General features: G+C 67.9%; 20 protein-coding genes, 1 pseudogene and 1 riboswitch. Of the genes and pseudogenes, 11 read left to right on the top strand and 10 right to left on the bottom strand.

The window, feature by feature from the left end; translation table 11 throughout:
* The 4 genes and pseudogenes from V7Q39_RS11930 to V7Q39_RS11915 all read left to right on the top strand — a co-directional run.
* Nucleotides 1–341: pseudogene (locus V7Q39_RS11930) on the top strand (AMP nucleosidase); the annotation flags it as partial.
* Nucleotides 342–504: 163 nt separating this feature from the next.
* Entirely contained in the window at nucleotides 505–792 is a 288-nt protein-coding gene (locus V7Q39_RS11925; protein WP_333816804.1) for an HU family DNA-binding protein, read from the top strand.
* Nucleotides 793–860: 68 nt separating this feature from the next.
* Complete coding sequence (locus tag V7Q39_RS11920) at nucleotides 861–1,244, top strand: VOC family protein (protein ID WP_333816803.1); 384 nt, start codon at nucleotides 861–863, stop codon at nucleotides 1,242–1,244.
* 94 nt (nucleotides 1,245–1,338) lie between these two features.
* Entirely contained in the window at nucleotides 1,339–2,208 is an 870-nt protein-coding gene (locus tag V7Q39_RS11915; protein WP_333816802.1) for a DMT family transporter, read from the top strand.
* Nucleotides 2,209–2,235: 27 nt separating this feature from the next.
* Here V7Q39_RS11915 and V7Q39_RS11910 read toward each other — a convergent pair whose 3' ends face one another.
* Nucleotides 2,236–2,853, bottom strand: coding sequence for a glutathione S-transferase family protein (locus V7Q39_RS11910; RefSeq protein WP_333816801.1), 618 nt, complete (start codon nucleotides 2,851–2,853; stop codon nucleotides 2,236–2,238).
* A 69-nt stretch (nucleotides 2,854–2,922) separates the two neighbouring features.
* Here V7Q39_RS11910 and V7Q39_RS11905 point away from each other — a divergent pair, with 69 nt between their 5' ends.
* The 7 genes from V7Q39_RS11905 to V7Q39_RS11875 all read left to right on the top strand — a co-directional run bounded on the left by V7Q39_RS11905 (nucleotide 2,923) and on the right by V7Q39_RS11875 (nucleotide 10,913).
* Nucleotides 2,923–3,627: a helix-turn-helix transcriptional regulator gene (locus V7Q39_RS11905; RefSeq protein WP_333816799.1), complete on the top strand. Its 705-nt coding sequence runs from the start codon at nucleotides 2,923–2,925 to the stop codon at nucleotides 3,625–3,627.
* Between the two features lie 52 nt (nucleotides 3,628–3,679).
* The gene (locus tag V7Q39_RS11900) at nucleotides 3,680–4,594 is read left to right on the top strand and encodes a glycosyltransferase family 2 protein (protein WP_333816798.1); all 915 of its coding nucleotides are present in this window, start codon (nucleotides 3,680–3,682) and stop codon (nucleotides 4,592–4,594) included.
* A 22-nt stretch (nucleotides 4,595–4,616) separates the two neighbouring features.
* Nucleotides 4,617–5,429, top strand: coding sequence for a hypothetical protein (locus tag V7Q39_RS11895; RefSeq protein WP_333816796.1), 813 nt, complete (start codon nucleotides 4,617–4,619; stop codon nucleotides 5,427–5,429).
* Nucleotides 5,426–7,216 (top strand): glycosyltransferase family 2 protein, encoded by a 1,791-nt coding sequence (locus V7Q39_RS11890; RefSeq protein WP_333816795.1) that lies wholly within the window; start codon nucleotides 5,426–5,428, stop codon nucleotides 7,214–7,216. The genes V7Q39_RS11895 and V7Q39_RS11890 overlap by 4 nt, the downstream gene beginning before the upstream one ends.
* A 377-nt stretch (nucleotides 7,217–7,593) precedes the next feature.
* Nucleotides 7,594–7,692: riboswitch (TPP riboswitch) on the top strand.
* A gap of 35 nt (nucleotides 7,693–7,727) precedes the next feature.
* Entirely contained in the window at nucleotides 7,728–8,711 is a 984-nt protein-coding gene (thiB, locus tag V7Q39_RS11885; protein WP_333816793.1) for a thiamine ABC transporter substrate binding subunit, read from the top strand.
* A complete protein-coding gene (locus tag V7Q39_RS11880) occupies nucleotides 8,687–10,228 on the top strand; it encodes a thiamine/thiamine pyrophosphate ABC transporter permease ThiP (RefSeq protein WP_333816792.1) in 1,542 nt (513 codons plus the stop codon). Before thiB ends, V7Q39_RS11880 begins: the two co-directional genes overlap by 25 nt.
* Nucleotides 10,215–10,913: a thiamine ABC transporter ATP-binding protein gene (locus V7Q39_RS11875; RefSeq protein ID WP_333816791.1), complete on the top strand. Its 699-nt coding sequence runs from the start codon at nucleotides 10,215–10,217 to the stop codon at nucleotides 10,911–10,913. Before V7Q39_RS11880 ends, V7Q39_RS11875 begins: the two co-directional genes overlap by 14 nt.
* A 48-nt stretch (nucleotides 10,914–10,961) precedes the next feature.
* On the opposite strand, the gene V7Q39_RS11870 is transcribed toward V7Q39_RS11875, so the two are convergent.
* The 9 genes from V7Q39_RS11870 to V7Q39_RS20615 form a co-directional block, all read right to left on the bottom strand.
* Complete coding sequence (locus tag V7Q39_RS11870) at nucleotides 10,962–11,750, bottom strand: cytochrome c1 (protein ID WP_333816790.1); 789 nt, start codon at nucleotides 11,748–11,750, stop codon at nucleotides 10,962–10,964.
* A gap of 13 nt (nucleotides 11,751–11,763) precedes the next feature.
* Nucleotides 11,764–13,101: a cytochrome b gene (gene petB / locus V7Q39_RS11865; protein WP_333816789.1), complete on the bottom strand. Its 1,338-nt coding sequence runs from the start codon at nucleotides 13,099–13,101 to the stop codon at nucleotides 11,764–11,766.
* Nucleotides 13,102–13,112: 11 nt separating this feature from the next.
* Nucleotides 13,113–13,685, bottom strand: coding sequence for a ubiquinol-cytochrome c reductase iron-sulfur subunit (gene petA / locus V7Q39_RS11860; RefSeq protein WP_333816788.1), 573 nt, complete (start codon nucleotides 13,683–13,685; stop codon nucleotides 13,113–13,115).
* 191 nt (nucleotides 13,686–13,876) lie between these two features.
* The gene (locus V7Q39_RS11855; RefSeq protein WP_333816787.1) at nucleotides 13,877–14,485 is read right to left on the bottom strand and encodes a glutathione S-transferase; all 609 of its coding nucleotides are present in this window, start codon (nucleotides 14,483–14,485) and stop codon (nucleotides 13,877–13,879) included.
* Nucleotides 14,482–14,796, bottom strand: a complete 315-nt coding sequence (locus V7Q39_RS11850) for a hypothetical protein (protein ID WP_333816786.1) — start codon at nucleotides 14,794–14,796, stop codon at nucleotides 14,482–14,484. Before V7Q39_RS11850 ends, V7Q39_RS11855 begins: the two co-directional genes overlap by 4 nt.
* A gap of 54 nt (nucleotides 14,797–14,850) precedes the next feature.
* Entirely contained in the window at nucleotides 14,851–15,354 is a 504-nt protein-coding gene (locus V7Q39_RS11845; RefSeq protein WP_333816785.1) for a hypothetical protein, read from the bottom strand.
* A gap of 55 nt (nucleotides 15,355–15,409) precedes the next feature.
* Complete coding sequence (locus V7Q39_RS11840; protein ID WP_333816784.1) at nucleotides 15,410–16,060, bottom strand: FMN-binding negative transcriptional regulator; 651 nt, start codon at nucleotides 16,058–16,060, stop codon at nucleotides 15,410–15,412.
* An 86-nt stretch (nucleotides 16,061–16,146) separates the two neighbouring features.
* On the bottom strand, nucleotides 16,147–16,569 hold the full coding sequence (locus V7Q39_RS11835; protein ID WP_333816783.1) for a GNAT family N-acetyltransferase: 423 nt from the start codon (nucleotides 16,567–16,569) through the stop codon (nucleotides 16,147–16,149).
* 149 nt (nucleotides 16,570–16,718) lie between these two features.
* Nucleotides 16,719–16,775 (bottom strand): 50S ribosomal protein L36 (locus tag V7Q39_RS20615; RefSeq protein ID WP_443082514.1); only part of this gene is annotated, 57 nt, incomplete at its 5' end.

The raw sequence follows: 16,775 nt of genomic DNA, 5'->3' as shown, positions 1-16,775 counted from the left end.
CCGTCGCCACCATCGACAACCGCAACTGGGAACTGCGCGACCAGTCCGGCCCGGTCCGCCGCCTGTCGCAGTCGCGGGCGGTCGCGCTGGACATGGAAAGCGCCACCATCGCCGCCAACGGTTTCCGCTTCCGGGTGCCCTATGGCACGCTCCTCTGCGTCTCGGACAAACCCCTCCATGGCGAGCTGAAGCTGCCCGGCATGGCGTCGGAGTTCTACAAGACCCAGGTCAGCCGCCACCTGCAGATCGGCATCCGCGCGATGGAGATGCTGCGCGACACGCCCATCGAGCGGCTCCACAGTCGGAAGCTGCGCTCTTTCGAGGAAACCGCCTTCCTTTAAACTGGGGAAAAAGCCGTCAATCGCCGGTCTTTCGCGGTTCAGGGGTTGATTTTGACCCCCAAACCGTGTGTCTGGGCCGTGGCCCCGGAACAGGGGGACGTCCGCCATTTGCGGGCGGATACGTGCATATGTCACGAAGCGAATAACAACGAAGGATGATCAAATGTCCAAACCGATGACCAAGACCCAACTGGTGGCTGCCGTCGCCGATGCCATGGGCGGCGACAAGAAGACCGCGAATGCCGCTCTGGATGCGATCGCCGCAGTCGTGTCGCGCGAAGTCGCCGCGGGCGGCACCGTGACTCTTCCCGGCCTCGGCAAGGTGGCCTGCAAGGCCCGCCCCGAGCGTCAGGTCCGCAACCCCGCCACTGGCGAGACGATGACCAAGCCCGCCGACAAGCAGGTCAAGTTCGCCATCGCCAAGGCGCTGAAGGACGTGGTCAACGGCTGAGGCTTCTGCCCGACCGGATTTCGTGAGAGGGTCGCCCATCGGGCGGCCCTTTTGCATGGGAGGCGCAAATGGCCAGGGTCACGGGCATCGGCGGCATCTTCTTCCGGGCGCAAGACCCGGACGCGCTGGCCGACTGGTATCGCATCCATCTGGGCATCACCCAACCCGACCTGGCGGTCTGGATGCAGGAGGCCGGGCCGACCGTCTTCTCACCCTTCAAGGCCGATACCGATTATTTCGCGGCCGACAGGCAATGGATGCTGAACCTGCGCGTCGACGACCTGCCCGGCCTGATCGCCCAACTGCGCGCCGCCGGGATCGCGGTCGAGACCCGCCCCTACTGGGACGGCGACGGCAGCTACGGCACCTTCGCCCGCATCCACGACCCCGAAGGCACGCCGATCGAGCTGTGGCAGCCACCGGTTTGGCCCACCCCCTCCCCCGGAAGATAAGAACCCGCGCACCCACCACGCCGCGGCGAGGGGGGTCCGGGTCAAGGCGGCCCTGCATCTTGACCTTCTGCGCCCCTCCGGGCACCACCACCGCATGGACATCCGCGCGCTTCTCCTTGGCACCGTCTTCGCCGCCATGTGGTCCTCGGCCTTCGCCACGGCGCGGGTGATCGTGGCCCATGCGCCGCCGCTGGCGGCTCTGTCGGTGCGCTTCCTGATCTCGGGCCTGATCGCCGTTCTCGTCGCCCGTGCCCTGGGACAAAGCTGGCGGCTCACCGGCCCGCAGACCCGCGCCGTGATCCTTTTCGGCCTCTGCCAGAACGCGGCCTACCTGGGCCTGAACTTCATCGCCGTGCAGTGGGTCGAGGCTTCGCTGGCCGTGATCATCGCCGCCGCGATGCCGCTGATGGTTGCCGCCCTGGCCTGGCTCCTGAGGGGCGAGCGGATGGCTCCCCTTGGCGTCGCCGGGCTGGTTGCGGGGTTCGTCGGCGTCGGCCTGATCATGGGCACCCGCCTGACCGCCGGGGCCGACCCGCTTGGTGTCGCGCTTTGCGTGCTGGGCGCGCTGGCGCTGGCCGTCGCCACCCTGACCCTGCGCGGCGCCTCTTCCGGGGGGAATCTTCTCATGGTCGTCGGCTTGCAGATGCTGGTCGGCGCGGTGTCGCTGGGCCTGATCTCCGCCGTGACCGAAACGCTGTGGCTTGATCCCGCGCCCGCCTTCTTCACCGCCTTCACCTATCAGATCGTGGTGCCCGGCCTTGCCGCAACCCTGATCTGGTTCGCGCTGGTCCGCCGCATCGGCAGCACCCGCGCCGCGACCTTTCACTTCCTGAACCCGTTCTTCGGGGTGGCCATCGCCGCCGCCCTGCTGGGGGAAAAGGTGCGCCCGCTCGACATCCTCGGCGTCGCGATCACCATGGCCGGGATCCTGGCCGTGCAGCTGGCGCGCGCCCCGAAAAACTAGGGCCACCCGAAGGATGGCCCCGTCTCGTCACGCCACCAGCTGCGCCATCCGCGCCGCATCCGCTTCGCGCACCTTCACGCTGGCGGGGCGTGCCTTGCAGCGCTCGATCCAGTCGCGGATCAGCGGGTCGTCCGGTGTCGCATCGGGGAACCAGATATAGGGCCCGTGCAGCAGCAGGTCCGCCGCGCTGAAGCTTTCGCCCAGGATCCACGGCCCCTTCTCCAACGCCGCACGCAGGCGGGCAACAGCGGTCTTGTGGTCCCGGACCGCCGCCGTCAGCCAGGGATGCGAGAAATTCGCCGCCTCCATGATGAAAGTCGGCTCCAGCACGCCCTGATACCAGGCCATCCACATCGCGAAGACGCCCCAGTCCGGTGTGCCGACCTTTGGCGCGAGCCCCGCCTCGGGGAAAAGGCTGGTCAGGTGCAGGATGATCGCGCCCCTCTCGGTGATCAGCCGGCCGTCATGCAGCAGCGCCGGGACCTTGCCCTCGGGATGCGGGTTCGCCGGGTCGCGCGCGCCCGAGCCGTCCATGCGCGGGATCGTCACTTCGCGGACGTCGATCCGGTCGCCGATGCCCATCTCCTCGATCAGGGTCAGAATGATGGTGGACCGGCTTTGCGGCGAATGGAACAGGGTCAGCATGTCTCTCTCCTTTGCTTGTCCTTGGAATCAGACTACCCTTCCCCTCCTGCCAGAACCTGTCAGGATACCATGCCGAAATCCGACCGCCTGTTCCGCCTGCTGAACGCCTTCCGGATGCTGCCCCAGCCGGTCACGGCGGCGCGGCTGGCCGAGGAGACCGGCGTGTCCGAGCGCACGCTCTATCGCGACATCCAGTCCCTGCGTGCGGCGGGTGCGCTGATCGACGGCGAAGCCGGGGCGGGCTACACCCTGACCGAAGACCCCGCCCTGCCGCCGCAGATGTTCACGAGGCTGGAGGTCGAGGCGCTGGTCCTCGGCCTCGCCGAAGTCGCGCAATCCGGCGATGCGCTGCTGGCAAAGGCCGCCGCCGAGGCGCAGGCCAAGATCGTCGCCACCCTGCCCGACCGGGTCCAGCGCCAGGCGATCCACGCCGTCAGCCGCTCCTACCGGTTCGAGCGCCGCACCCCCGCGCCGCCGCACCTGCACCTGTTGCGCGAAGCCGCCTGGGAAGAGCGCGCCGTGGACCTCACCTACCGCGACGCCAGCGGCCAGCAGACCGCCCGCCGCATCTGGCCGCTCGGCACCGTCTTTCTCGACCGCGAGGTGCAGGTGCTGGCCTTCTGCTGCCTCCGCCAGGATTTCCGCCGCTTCAAGGTCGCGCAGATGTCCGATGTCCGCCCCGCCGACGAAAGCTTCCGCCCCCGCCGCGTGCCGCTGTTGCGCGCCTTCCTCGACCGGCTGCGCGGCGAAGGCCGTCCCTCCGCCCGCGCTTGAAAGCCGTCGAATCCGCGTGATACCGTCCGCCAGCATCCCAACGGAAGGCCCGATGTCCGATACCCCCGCCACGCTCGACCCGACGAAGCAGCCGGCCGGGGCCATGACCATGGTCTACAAGGATTATTACTTCCTGCAGCGCTGGGTCGACTATTACGGCCGCCAGTTCGGACGCCAGCACCTCTACATCCTGTCCCACGGCGGCGACCCCGAACACGACCGCATCTGCGAGGGCGCCAATGTCATCCACCTGCCCCGCGACCCCACTCTCTGGCGGATGGAGCGGCGGCGCTGGTCCATCAACTCCCAGTTCTCCGCCGGGATGCTGCGCTACTACAACTGGTTCATCGTCGGCGACGTGGACGAGGTGGTGATCGTCGATCCCGCCGCAGCGCCCGACCTCGTGACCTACCTCGGCCGCTACACCAACTGGAGGACCACGCCCGCCTCGCTCTGCCCCTTCGGGATCGAACTGGTCCACAACCCCGAGGCCGAGCCGGAACCCCTCGCCGACGACGCCCCCATCCTGTCGCGCCGCCGCGTCTTCCGCGCCAATGCCAACTATGCCAAGCCCTGCGTGTTACGCAAGGAAACCGGGTTCACCGTCGGCGGGCACGCGAACAGCCACCAGCCCCGCGTGCTCGACCCGCATCTCTACCTGATCCACCTGCGCTTCTTCGACCACGCCATGGTCACCGACCGGCTCAAGGGCCGCAAGGACATGCGCGCCACCATGGCCGGGGACCGCGACCTGAAGGACGTGGGCAAGGCCTGGGGCAAGGATCTGGAAACCTTCCTCGCCCTCTCCAAACTCACCGCCGTGCGCGAGGATGCCGACCTGCCCGACTTCCGCAAGAAGATGGTCGAAGGCCAGAAGCACCTGCATGACGGCAAGATCACCTTCTTCGGCGGTGGCCGCAGCAAGGAGCTTTACCGCCTGCCCGACCGCTTCGCCCCGGTCTTCTGACCCCCGTTCCAAAGGCACCCCGATGACCCTCACCCGCCGCCCCGTCGCCTCGCTCTGGATTGGCGAAAGCCTGCATTACATCAACCAGCTCTGCCTGAAATCGCACCTCGTCCAGGGTCACCCGGTCACGCTCTACTGCACCGACAGCGTGCGCAACGTGCCCGAAGGCGTCGAGGTCCGCCCCGCGTCCGAGATCATGCAGATCGACCGCGCCATCGTGGCCGAAACCTCGGCCTCGTTCCTGTCGAACGTCTTCCGCTACAAGATGATCGCCGCCACCGGTGCCATCTGGATCGACTGCGACGCCTATTGCCACAAGCCCTTCCCCGAGGGGCAGGAGCATATCTACGCTGGCCACGGAATGCGCGGCGCGCTGAACTGCGGCGTCGTCGCCATGCCCCGCACCGGACGGCTGATCGAAAGCCTGCTCGACTATTACGACAACCTGCCCGACTACCCCGCCTGGTGGGGCAACAAGCAGAAGCGCAAGATGGACAAGCTCGACCGCTCCATCCCGAAACCCGTCCGCATCTACCAGACCGAACGCACCGCCTTCGGCCCGCAGGCCTTCACCCATTTCGCGGGGGTGACCGGCGACATCGACAAGGCGATGACCGCCGATACGCTCTACCCCGTGCCGTTCCAGCTGAACGACGTGTTCTACGACCCCCATTCCAACGTCGAGGGGCATTTCACCGACGCCACAATGTCCGTGCACATCTACACCAATGCCGCCCGCCCCTGGTGGCGCAAGAACCCGCCACTGAAAGGCAGCTACATCGCCCGCATGTGCGAGAAGCACGGCATCGACCCCGCCGCCGCGCTGGAAGAATGACGCTCTCCCGCCAGACCAGCCCGCATGGCTCGCTGGTGGCGCTCTCCACCATGAAGGACGAAGGCCCCTTCGTGGTGGAATGGGTGGCGCACCATCTGGCGGTCGGCTTCACCGAGCTGATGGTCTACACCAACGACTGTTCCGACGGCACCGATACGCTCTTGAAGCGGCTGGAAGCCATGGACATCGGCGTCCACCACCGGGAGAACGTGATCCCCGAGGGCATGAAGCCCCACCCCTCCATGCTGAAAAGCGCCGGCGAGGAAGAGCTGATCGTCAACTCCGACTGGCTTCTGGTGCTGGACGCCGACGAATTCCTCTGCATCAACCATCCCTCCGGCACGCTGGACGGCATGGTGGCCGACCTGAACGCGATGAATGCCCATGCCATCGTCCTGACCTGGCGCATCTTCGGCTCCTCCGGCATCCGCGACTGGTCGCGCGACCCGATTACCGATCAGTTCACCCGCGCCGCGCCCGAGTTCTGGAACAAGGGCTGGGGCACCAAGACCATGCTACGCTTCGACCCGAAATATCTGCGGCTCGGGATGCACCGCCCGATCATCAAGTCGCAGCACAAGGACACCGACTATCCCGAAAGTGTGCTCTGGCTGAACGGCTCGGGCCGTCCGCTGGAAGACTGGTTCAAGTTCCGCGGCTGGCGCTCGATCCGCCGGACGGTCGGCTACGACTGGGCACAGATCAACCATTATGCCATCAAGTCGATGGACGCCTACAGCCTGCGCAAGTTCCGCGGCAACGCGAACCTGAAGAAGGACAAGTACAATTCCGACTACTGGTCGCTGCAGGACCGGAACGAGGTGGAAGACACCCGCATCCTCCGCCACCGCACCCGCCGGGCCCAGATCATGGCTGCCCTGCTGGAAGACCCCGAAGTCCGCCGCCTGCACGAGGCCGCCCATGCAAGGGCCGAGGCGCGGCTCGCGGAATACCAGCAATCGCCCGACTACCAGGCCTATGTGCAGAACCTGATCGCCGCTTCCGATGTGCCGATCAGCCAGGTCGTCGCCAAGCCACCCAAGCCGCGCGACCCCGAGGCGGTGAAGGCCGTCCAGACCAAGCTGGAACAGCGCCGCAACGCCCAGCCGAAGGAAGACCGCCGCACCCCGCCGCCGCCCGGCTGGGGCTCACCCTTCACCTCGCCTTACATTTCGGGCTCCGCCGACCTGTCCGCCAACATCCCGCTAGAACTGGTCGAGAACCAGACGCTGAAAATCCCGCTCGACCCCCGCCTCTTCACCGCCGCGACGCTGGAAGTCCTGCAATCCGGCAAGTTCGACCGCCGCCATGCCCGCAACATCGCGGGCTTCCTCACCGGCTGCACCCGGCTCCTCGATCTCGACTGCGGCATCGGCTTCGTCGCGCTCCGCGCCAGGGCGGCCAATCCCGAATTGCAGGTGACGATCCACGAGGAACGCCCCGCGCTGCTCCTCATGTCCCGCCGCATCGCCGCGCTGAATTTCCCCGACCCGACCGGCATCGCCTGGTCGCAGGCGACCCTCAATGCCGAAGGCCTCTGGTCCGGCCTGCACAGGCTGATCGCCGACGCCCGGCCCGAGGTGATCCGCCTCTCCGGCCCGCTCCTCCCGGCAGAGGCCTTCACCGAACCCGCCCTCACCGACGTCCGCCGCATCCTGATCCCTTTCCTCGACCCCTCCGAAGTCACCGCCGCCCGCCAGAACCTCACCCCCGCCCTCGCCACTCTCGGCTTCGCCGAGGACATGAACGGCGAACCGAACGGCACGCTCTATCTGCGCCGCGAATAGCCGCGCCTGATCCCTTCCTCTTGGCGAAAATACTCCCGCCGGAGGCACCCGCCGCCTCCGCAAGCGCCACGGCCCCGCACCTGGGACCGACGGCCTCGCCAGCGCCTCCCTCCCCCCTTTGTGGGGGAGGGCCGGGGTGGGGGCGACGCTTCCCTTGGGCACCCCGAATCCGATTCGCGCCCCCGGACTCAAATGGTTAACCCCGCACCCGCCCATATCGAAGCCATACGCAATCCATACGCCTTCCAGACGGAATCCAGATACGAATTTCCAAGCGATTTCAGATGATTAAGCCGGCACCCACGGCCTGCCGATCCAAAGCGTTCACCTCTCCCTAACCATCGGCCCTTGCGCCTCCCGCCCATTCCCCTATCTTCCCCCTCACCTCGGGGAGCCCTCACCGGCTGAGATGCGAAAGCGAACCCGTCGAACCTGAACCGGATCATACCGGCGGAGGGAAGGTGCATGGGTTCTCCATCCCCGACCAATCCGTCGCAACTTGGAGAAAACGATGCAGAAACACCTCCTTGCTGCGGGCCTTCTGACCATTGCCACCCAGGCCATGGCCGAAACTCCCGTCCTCACCGTCCTCACCTACGACAGTTTCACCTCGGAATGGGGCCCCGGCCCGGCGGTGGAAAAGGCCTTCGAGGAAACCTGCGGCTGCGACCTGCGCTTCGTCCCCGCGGGGGACGGCGCGGCCCTCCTCGCCCGCATCCAGCTGGAGGGCGCAGCCTCTGACGCCGACGTGGTTCTCGGTCTCGACACCAGCCTGACCGGTGCCGCAGCCGCCACGCAACTCTTTGCACCGCATGGGAAAAACCTCGCGCTGAACCTGCCCGTCGACTATGCCGACCCCTTGTTCCTGCCCTTCGACTGGGGCTGGTTCGCCTTCGTCTACGACAAGACCAAGGTCAGCGAGCCCCCGAAATCCTTCGAGGCCCTCGCCGCGTCGGACCTGAAGATCGTCATCCAGGATCCCCGTTCCTCCACCCCCGGCCTCGGCCTTCTTCTGTGGGTCAAGGCGGCCTATGGCGACAAGGCCGCCGAGGTCTGGAAGGGCCTCGCCGACAACATCGTCACCGTCACCCCCGGCTGGTCCGAGGCCTATGGCCTCTTCCTCGAAGGCGAGGCGGACATGGTGCTCAGCTACACCACCAGCCCGGCCTACCACCTGATTGCGGAAAGCGATGATACCAAGGCTGCGGCCCTGTTCGACGAGGGCCACTACATGCAGATCGAGGTCGCCGGGAAACTGGCCGCGAGCGACCAACCCGACCTGGCGGACAGGTTCCTCGACTTCATGCTGACCGACGCCTTCCAGTCGGCCCTGCCCCAGACCAACTGGATGTATCCCGCCGTGACCCCGGCCTCCGGCCTGCCGGAAGGGTTCGACAACTTCCGCCCGGCGAAATCGCTGCTGATGACCCCGACGGAAGCCCAGGCCGCCCGCGATCCGGCGCTCGCTGAATGGCAAGCCGCGCTCGCCCGCTGAGCCTTGCCGCACCGGCGCTGGCGGCCTTGCTGCTGGCGCTGGTCGCAGCCCCCCTCGCCGCCGTCGGCTGGCGGGGGGCGGGGATGACGCTTGGCCCGGCGGACTGGGCCGCCGTCCGGTTCTCGGTCACGCAAGCCCTTCTTTCCGCACTCTTTTCCACCCTTCTCGCCATCCCGGTCGCCCGAGCCTTGGCGCGCCGCCGCTTCCCCGGCCGTGCCGCGCTGATCGCCCTGATGGGGGCACCCTTCCTCCTGCCCGCGGTGGTCGCCGTCCTCGGCCTCCTCGCCGTCTTCGGCCGCGCTGGCCTCATGAACCAGACCCTCACCGCCCTCGGCCTGCCGCCTGTCTCGATCTACGGGCTCCACGGTGTCGTGCTGGCCCACATCTTCCTGAACCTCCCCCTCGCCACCCGGATGATCCTGCAGGGCTGGCTCGCCCTCCCCGCCGAGCGCATCCGCTTGGCGCAATCCCTCGGCTTCGGCCCGGGCGAGACCTTTCGCCATCTGGAAGGACCCATGCTGCGCGAGGTGCTGCCGGGGGTCGCGCTGGTGATCCTGGTGATCTGCCTGACCAGCTTTGCCGTGGTCATCACCCTCGGCGGCGGCCCCTCGGCCACCACGATCGAACTGGCGATCTACCAGGCGGTGCGGTTCGAGTTCGACCTGGGCCGCGCCGCAGGCCTGGCGGGGGTGCAACTGGCGGTCGGATCGCTTGCTGCATTGGCGGCATGGGTGCTGACCCGGCCCGCGGGCTTCGGAACCGGGCTGGACCGCGAGCTTCGGTTGACCGATTTCGGCGGCTGGCGACTTTGGGGGGACGCGGCGGCGCTGGCGGCGGCGGCGCTGTTCCTGGCACTGCCGCTGGGCGCGGTGCTTGTCCGCGGTCTGCCGGGGCTGGCGGACCTGCCCGCCTCGGTTCTGCCTGCCGCTGGACGGTCGATCCTCGTGGCCCTGACCTCATCTCTTCTGGCCACCACCGCCGCGCTGACCCTGGCGCTGGCCGCATCCCGCCAGTCCCGTCCGCTGATCGAGGCGGCGGCGACCTTGCCGCTGGCGACCTCCGGGCTGGTGCTGGGGACCGGGCTTTTCCTGATGATCCGGCCCATTGCACCGATGACGCTGGCCCTGCCGGTCACGATCCTGGTCAATGTCGCCCTCTCGCTGCCCTATCTCTACCGCATCCTCCTGCCCGAGACGCGCGCCCTGCACGCCGATTATGGCCGCCTCGCCGACAGCCTGTCGCTGACCGGCTGGCCCCGCCTGCGCTGGCTGGTGCTGCCGCGTCTGGCCCGTCCGCTGGGCTTCGGCGCCGGGATCGCGGCGGCGCTCTCGATGGGCGACCTCGGCGTCATCGCCCTCTTCGCCGGGGAGCAACAGGCCACCCTGCCCCTCGTCGTCAGCCAGTTGACCGGAGCCTACCGGATGGAGGCCGCCGCCTCGGCCGCGCTGATTCTCGTCACCCTGTCCTTCGCCCTCTTCTGGGCCTTTGACGCCGGAGGCCGCCGTGCTGCAGCTTGACCACCTGACCATCACGCAAGGCGACTTCCGCCTGACCGCCGACTGGTCCGCCCCTGCGGGCAGCCGGATCGCGGTGATGGGGCCATCCGGCGCGGGCAAGTCCACCCTTCTGTCGATGATTGCGGGCTTCTTCCCCCAGACCTCCGGCCGTGTGCTGTGGCAGGAACAAGACCTGACCCCCATTCCGCCGGGCGAGCGTCCGGTGACGATCCTGTTCCAGGACCAGAACCTGTTCCCGCATCTGACCGTCGCCCGGAACCTGGGCCTTGGCCTGCGTCCCGACCTACGGCTGACGCAAGCCGACCACGCGCAGATCGAGGCGGCGCTGGAGCGCGTCGGACTTCAGGGCCTTGGCCCCCGCCGTCCCGCGCAGCTTTCGGGCGGCCAGGCCAGCCGGGCGGCGCTGGCGCGGGCCTTGCTGCGCGCCCGGCCAATCCTGCTGCTGGACGAACCCTTTGCCGCGCTCGGCCCCGCGCTTCGGGCCGAGATGCTGGACCTGGTGCGCGAGGTGGCGGACGAGACCGGGGCGCTGGTGCTGATGGTCACGCATGATCCGCAGGACGCGTTGGCGCTTGGCGGTGAGACGGCCTTCGTCGCCGGGGGCACCGTCCATCGCCCGGTTGCGACCGCCGACCTGCTGGCCGATCCGCCGCCGGTGGTGCAGGATTACCTTGGCCGGAAATGAAAAACCCCGCGCGGCGGCGGGGTTTTCCGAATGCATTTGCCGATCCGGTCAGGCGTGCTTCTTGCCCTTGATCCCCGACCAGATCCGCTTGTTGGTCAGGTACAGCAGCGTCGAAAGCACCAGCAGGAAGATCACGCTGACGAAGCCCGCGTTCTTGCGGTCCATCAGCTTCGGCTCGGCCGCCCACATCAGGAAGGAGGACACGTCCATCGACATCTGGTCCACCGTCGCCTTGGTGCCGTCGGCGTAGGTCACCTGGTCATCCGACAGCGGCGGAGGCATCGCGATCCAGCCGGTCGAGAAGGCGTGGTTCTCGTAGAAGGTGGTGCCGAATTCTTCCTTGTCCTCGCCGGTGTAGCCGGTGAGGATCGCGTGGATGTATTCCGGCCCGCCCATGCCACGGACGAGCTGGTTGATCCCGGTGCCAGAGGGCCCGTGGAAGCCAGCACGGGCCTTGGCCATCAGCGACAGGTCAGGGGCGCCCGCGCCGGTGTTGGCGGGGAAGTTGTCGGTCGGCAGGCCCTCGCGGTCCTCGCCGGTTTCCTTGTCGGTCACGGTGAACTGCTTGGCATAGGCCCGGACCTGATCTTCCGGAATCCCCGGCCCGCCCGCGTCGGAGAGGGAGCGGAGGGGGACGTATTTCAATCCGTGGCAGGCCGAGCAGACCTCGGTATAGACCTGAAGACCGCGCTGCAGTTGGAACTGGTCGAACTTGCCGAACGGGCCTTCATGGGCGAAGGCCACGTCCTCGATATGCGCGCCTTCCCCGGCGGCGATGACGCCGCCAGTGCTCAGGACCAGGGCCGATGCGGCGATGAGTGCGATGTTGCGGAACATGACTGGTTTCCTCTCACTCGGCCGCGATGGTCTTGGTCCCGCCGGTCGTCGGCGAGTAATGTGCGTTGAAGTCCTCTTCGATGGTCGCGGGCTGGGCCAGCGGCTTCTCGATCACGCCCAGAAGCGGCAGGATGACCAGGAAATAGGCGAACCAGTAGGCCGCCGCGATCAGCGAGATCGTGGCATAGGGTTCCTCCGCAGGCATCGCGCCGCACCACATCAGGACCACGAAGTCGATGGCAAGCAGGGCGAACCACCACTTGAACATCGGGCGATAGCGGCCCGAGCGCACCGAGGAGGTGTCGAGCCAGGGCGCCAGCGCCATGACCGCGATGGCGCCGAACATCGCCAGCACGCCGAAGAACTTGGCGTCGATGATCCCGAACGACAGCCAGTTGGCCGCGATCACCACCCAGACATCGGCGGTGAAGGCGCGCAGGATCGCGTAGAACGGCAGGTAATACCATTCCGGCACGATATGCGCGGGCGTGGCCAGCGGGTTGGCCTCGATATAGTTGTCGGGGTGGCCGAGGAAGTTGGGCATGAAGCCCACGACCGCGAAGAACACCGCCAGGATCACCGCCAGGGCGAAAAGATCCTTCAGCACATAGTAGGGCCAGAACGGCACGGTGTCGCGCTCGGCCTCTTCCTTCGAGCCACGGCGCACCTCGACCCCGGTCGGGTTGTTGTTGCCGGTGGTGTGGAAGGCCCAGATGTGGACGGCGACCAGCGCCGCGATCACGAAGGGCAGCAGGTAGTGCAGGCTGAAGAAGCGGTTCAGCGTGGCATTGTCCACCGCCGGGCCGCCCAGAAGCCAGGTCTGCAGCGGTTCGCCCACGCCGGGAATGGCGCCGAAGAGGCCGGTGATCACGGTCGCGCCCCAGAAGGACATCTGCCCCCAGGGAAGGACGTAGCCAAGGAAGCCGGTCGCCATCATCAGCAGGTAGATGATCATCCCGATGATCCAGGTCACCTCGCGCGGGGCCTTGTAGGACCCGTAGTAGAGGCCGCGGAAGATGTGCAGGTAGACCGCGAAGAAGAACAGCGAGGCGCCGTTCGCATGCAGGTAGCGCAGCATGTAGCCGCCGTTCACGTCGCGCATGATGTGCTCGACCGAGGCGAAGGCCTTGTCGACATGCGGGGTGTAGTGCATCGCCAGGACGATGCCGGTCACGATCTGCAGCGCAAGGCAGAAGGTCAGCACGATGCCCCAGATCCACATCCAGTTCAGGTTCTTGGGCGTGGGGATCATGATGGTGTCGTAGAGGAGCCCGACGATGGGCAGACGGCTATGCAGCCAGCGCTCGGCTCCGGTCTTGGGTTCGTAATGATCGTGGGGGATTCCGGCCATGATGCTGATCCTTACCCAAGCTTGATGGTGGTTTCGTCGAAGAAGGCGGCAACCGGGACCTGCAGGTTGCGCGGAGCGGGTCCCTTGCGGATGCGGCCCGCCGTATCGTAGTGCGACCCGTGGCAGGGGCAGAACCAGCCGCCGAACTCACCCGCGCCGTCGCCCAGGGGAACGCAGCCGAGATGGGTGCAGACGCCCATCATCACCAGCCATTCGCCCGCATCGTCCAGCGTGCGGTTGGCGTCCGAGGCGTCGGTGTCGGGCTTGTTCGAGTTCTCGCTGTGCGGGTCGACCAGATCGCCCAGTTTCACGGCGCGGCCCGCCTCGATCTCTTCGGCGCTGCGGCGGCGGATGAAGACCGGCTTGCCGCGCCACTTGACGGTGAGCTGGGTGCCGACCTCGACCGCCGAGACATCGACCAGGATCGAGGCCAGCGCCCGGGTGTCGGCCGAGGGGTTCATCTGGTTGACCAGCGGCCAGACCGCGGCGCCCGTTGCCACCGCCCCGGCGCCCGCCGTTGCGTAGTACAGGAAATCCCGCCGAGTGCCTTCGCCGGTGCCTGCGTGATCGTCTACGTGGGACACGAGATCTTCTCCCCTATCGGGCCGCCGGTTGCCGACCCATATGACTTGAGGGGCCATGGAAAACCATGCCCCGACGGCCGGTGTTTAGCCAAGGCGGCGGTCCTCGTCCAGCGGACAAAGCCGCCAGCCTTCGCATTTCTCTGCGGCAGTTCGTCCGGTGTGTCGCGGCGGTCGCGGCTTCGGGCGCAGCTTCAGGCGGTGGGGGCGGTGGCCTGCATGGCCGGGCGGGCGACGAAGGCGGCGTACCAGACGGCCAATCCGGGATGCGCGGCGCGCCAGTCCCGCTGGGCAAGGCGGAAGTCGAGGTAGCCGAGCGCCGCGCCGACGGCGATCTGGCCCATGTCGAGCGGGCCGGAGAGATGGCTTGTCCAGCGCTCCTCCAGCGCATCCAGCGCGCGGGCGATCTTCTGCCACTGCGCCTCGGCCCAGTCGGGCGAGCGGGTCGCCTCGGGGCGGACATGCATCTCGTAGCGCATCAGGACCGCGGCCTCGGCAATCCCGTCGCCGGTGGCCTCGATCACCAGCGTGTCCCACAGGCGGGGGGCGGGCGGGTAGAGACCGGCGCCGAGGAGATCGTCGAGATAGCGGGTGATCACCCGGCTGTCATAGAGGGTTGGGCCATCCTCACGCTCCAGCGCCGGAATCTTGCCCAGCGGGTTGCGGTCGACCGGGATCGTGCCGGGATCGAGCGGGTTGCCCAGCGCCGGGACCAGGGTGACGCGGTCGGCAGCACCGGCTTCGTGGAGAAGGACCATCACCTTGCGGACGAAGGGCGAGGCCGGGGCGTGGTAGAGCTTCATTCCCCCGTCGCCCGCAGGCGGAAGCGGGCCATCAGCCCGGCGTCGAGTTCGTAGGCCCGGCCCCGGAAGCGGATCACCCGGCGGACCCGCGCCGTGGCGTTGGTCTGGCTGTCGCCCGGATCGGCGGACCGGTCGGCGGGACGGTGCAGGGTCAGGCCCTCGCCCAGCTCGTCGAGCGCGTCCTCGGCCCGCTGGTCGGTGCGGCCGGGATGGACCCGGGACTGGACCAGCCGGGTCAGGGCGAACGTCGTCGTCGCAACGAGGCCCAGGCGGACCGCGAGGGGGATCAGGGGGGCGAGGGGCAGGGGCATGGCGACCTCCGTTTCGGGGAAGGATAGGGCGCGGGGGCGGCCGTTGTAAACGGGTCAGCGCTTCCGCTTCAGCCAGGAATTGACCGTGGACGCGAGCGTTTCAAGCGGCGCCCTGGTCCCGGACTGCCCGCGCGGCGGCCGCTGGTAGGCGCTCTGAACCGGAAAGGGAGGCGCCGCGGTCTTCCACACAAGCTCCAGCCGGCGGTAGGGCCGGCCTTCGCGGACCTTCTCGGTCGGGTCGGTCGCCGCGCGCATCGAGGCGAGGTCGGCCAGCGCCCAGTCCCTGTGCTGCCAGCCGCGCAAGGTGAACCGGCTGTAGGTGACCCGACCCGACCTGCGGTCGAGCGTGAGGCGGACGAAGGCGCAGATGAACAGCCCGCCGATCAGGACGGCGAGGGCGAAAAGGAACAGCACGCCCGCCTCGTTGCTGGCCCCGTCCCGCTGCTTTCCCACGGCGGCGGCCAGCATCGTCACCACCATGGCCGCGAAAAGGCCCGTCATCAGCCAGGGCGAACTGCCGAGCCGCAGACGGTCCGCGGTCTTTTCCACGATCTTCATGGGTCGCTCCGATGGCCTGGCCCGGTTGCGATCCTAGCAGGTTTCGCGGCCGATTTCATCGGTCCGTCGTCCCCCGCTTCCACCCCGGCGGCAGACCCCTCATCAGGGTGGCGATGGCCTGCGCTGCCGCATCGCCCTGTGCCAGCGCCTCCGCCGCGCGCGCCCTGATCTCGGGCGTCTTGTTCTGGTTCAGCTTCCAGGTGCCCTCGACCGAAGTCACTCGGAAGCGGAAGGGCAGGATCATCCGCAGCATCCGGGGCAGCGCGCCTTCGGTCATCTTGGCGCTGGTCCAGGGGCGCTTGCCCGCGATCCGGCTCTCATGCTCGGCAGAGAGGGCATCGACATGCGGGTGCAGCGAGTCGTCCGGCAACGGTTCCAGCGTGCCCCGCAGGTGGACGGCGACATAGTTCCAGGTGGGCACCTGATCGGGCACCTGGTCATGCGGGCCATACCAGTCGGGCGAGATATAGGCGTCCGGTCCCGAGACGGCGATCAGCGCGGGGGCGGGCAGAGCGGCGCGGGCGATGGGGTTCGAGCGGGCGAGGTGCAACTCGGCGAAGCTCGCATCCGCGTTCAGGAGGAAGGGGACATGGGCGGCGAGCGGACCCTCGGGGCCGTTCACCGTAAGAAGGCCGAAGCCGCGGGTGCGGGCGAGGGCGAGATTCCTCTCGCGCGTTTCCTGGCGGAAGGCGGGGTTCGGGTGCATCGGCGATTCCTGCGGCTGCGCGGGGGAAGCAAAATCCTTCGAAGGATTTTTGCAAACCTTTTCGAAAAGATTTGGCGCCTGGGCTGTCAGCGGCGCGCGGTGGGCAGCGAATAGAGAGCAAGTTCGTTGCGGCGGGTGGCGCCGATCCCGGTCCAGAAGGCCGCGCCCCCGGCGTTGTTGGTGAAGACCATCAGGTGGCACTTGTCGATGCCCTGGGCGTGCAGCGCGGCGAGACCGGCCTCGACCAGCCTGCGGCCAAGCCCGCTGCGGCGGCTGTCGGTGGCGACGGCAAGGTGGTGGATCAACCCGCGCCGACCGTCATGGCCGACGAGGATCGTTCCGGCGAGACCTCCTTGCGCGACGGCGACGAAGCAGGTGGTGGGGTTGCGGGTCAGGAAGGCCGCCAGCGCAGCGGGCTCGTCGGCGGCAGAGAGGCCGACACCGGGCGTCGCCTGCCAGAGCGCGCGGGCGGCGGGGATGTCTTCGGGCAGGAAGGGGCGAAGGGCCATGGCGATCCCTGAAAGCTCTCCTCGTGCGACGTCGTCTTCTCGTCGCGGTTCAGCGCGGAGGGACGAAGCCATCGACGAGCGGGGCGGAAAAAGGAAAAGGCCGCCGAGGTTTCCCAGGGCGGCCCATGATCCGGTCTGCTGAAGCAGCCTCAGCCCTGACGGGCCTTGTAGCGCTTCTGCGTCTTGTTGATCACATAGACGCGGCC

Origin of the sequence: Tabrizicola sp., assembly GCF_036781545.1 — a bacterium.
Lineage (GTDB): Bacteria > Pseudomonadota > Alphaproteobacteria > Rhodobacterales > Rhodobacteraceae > Tabrizicola.
Note: the sequence above shows the minus strand (reverse complement) of the source record. Positions and strands in the feature narration are given on the sequence as shown.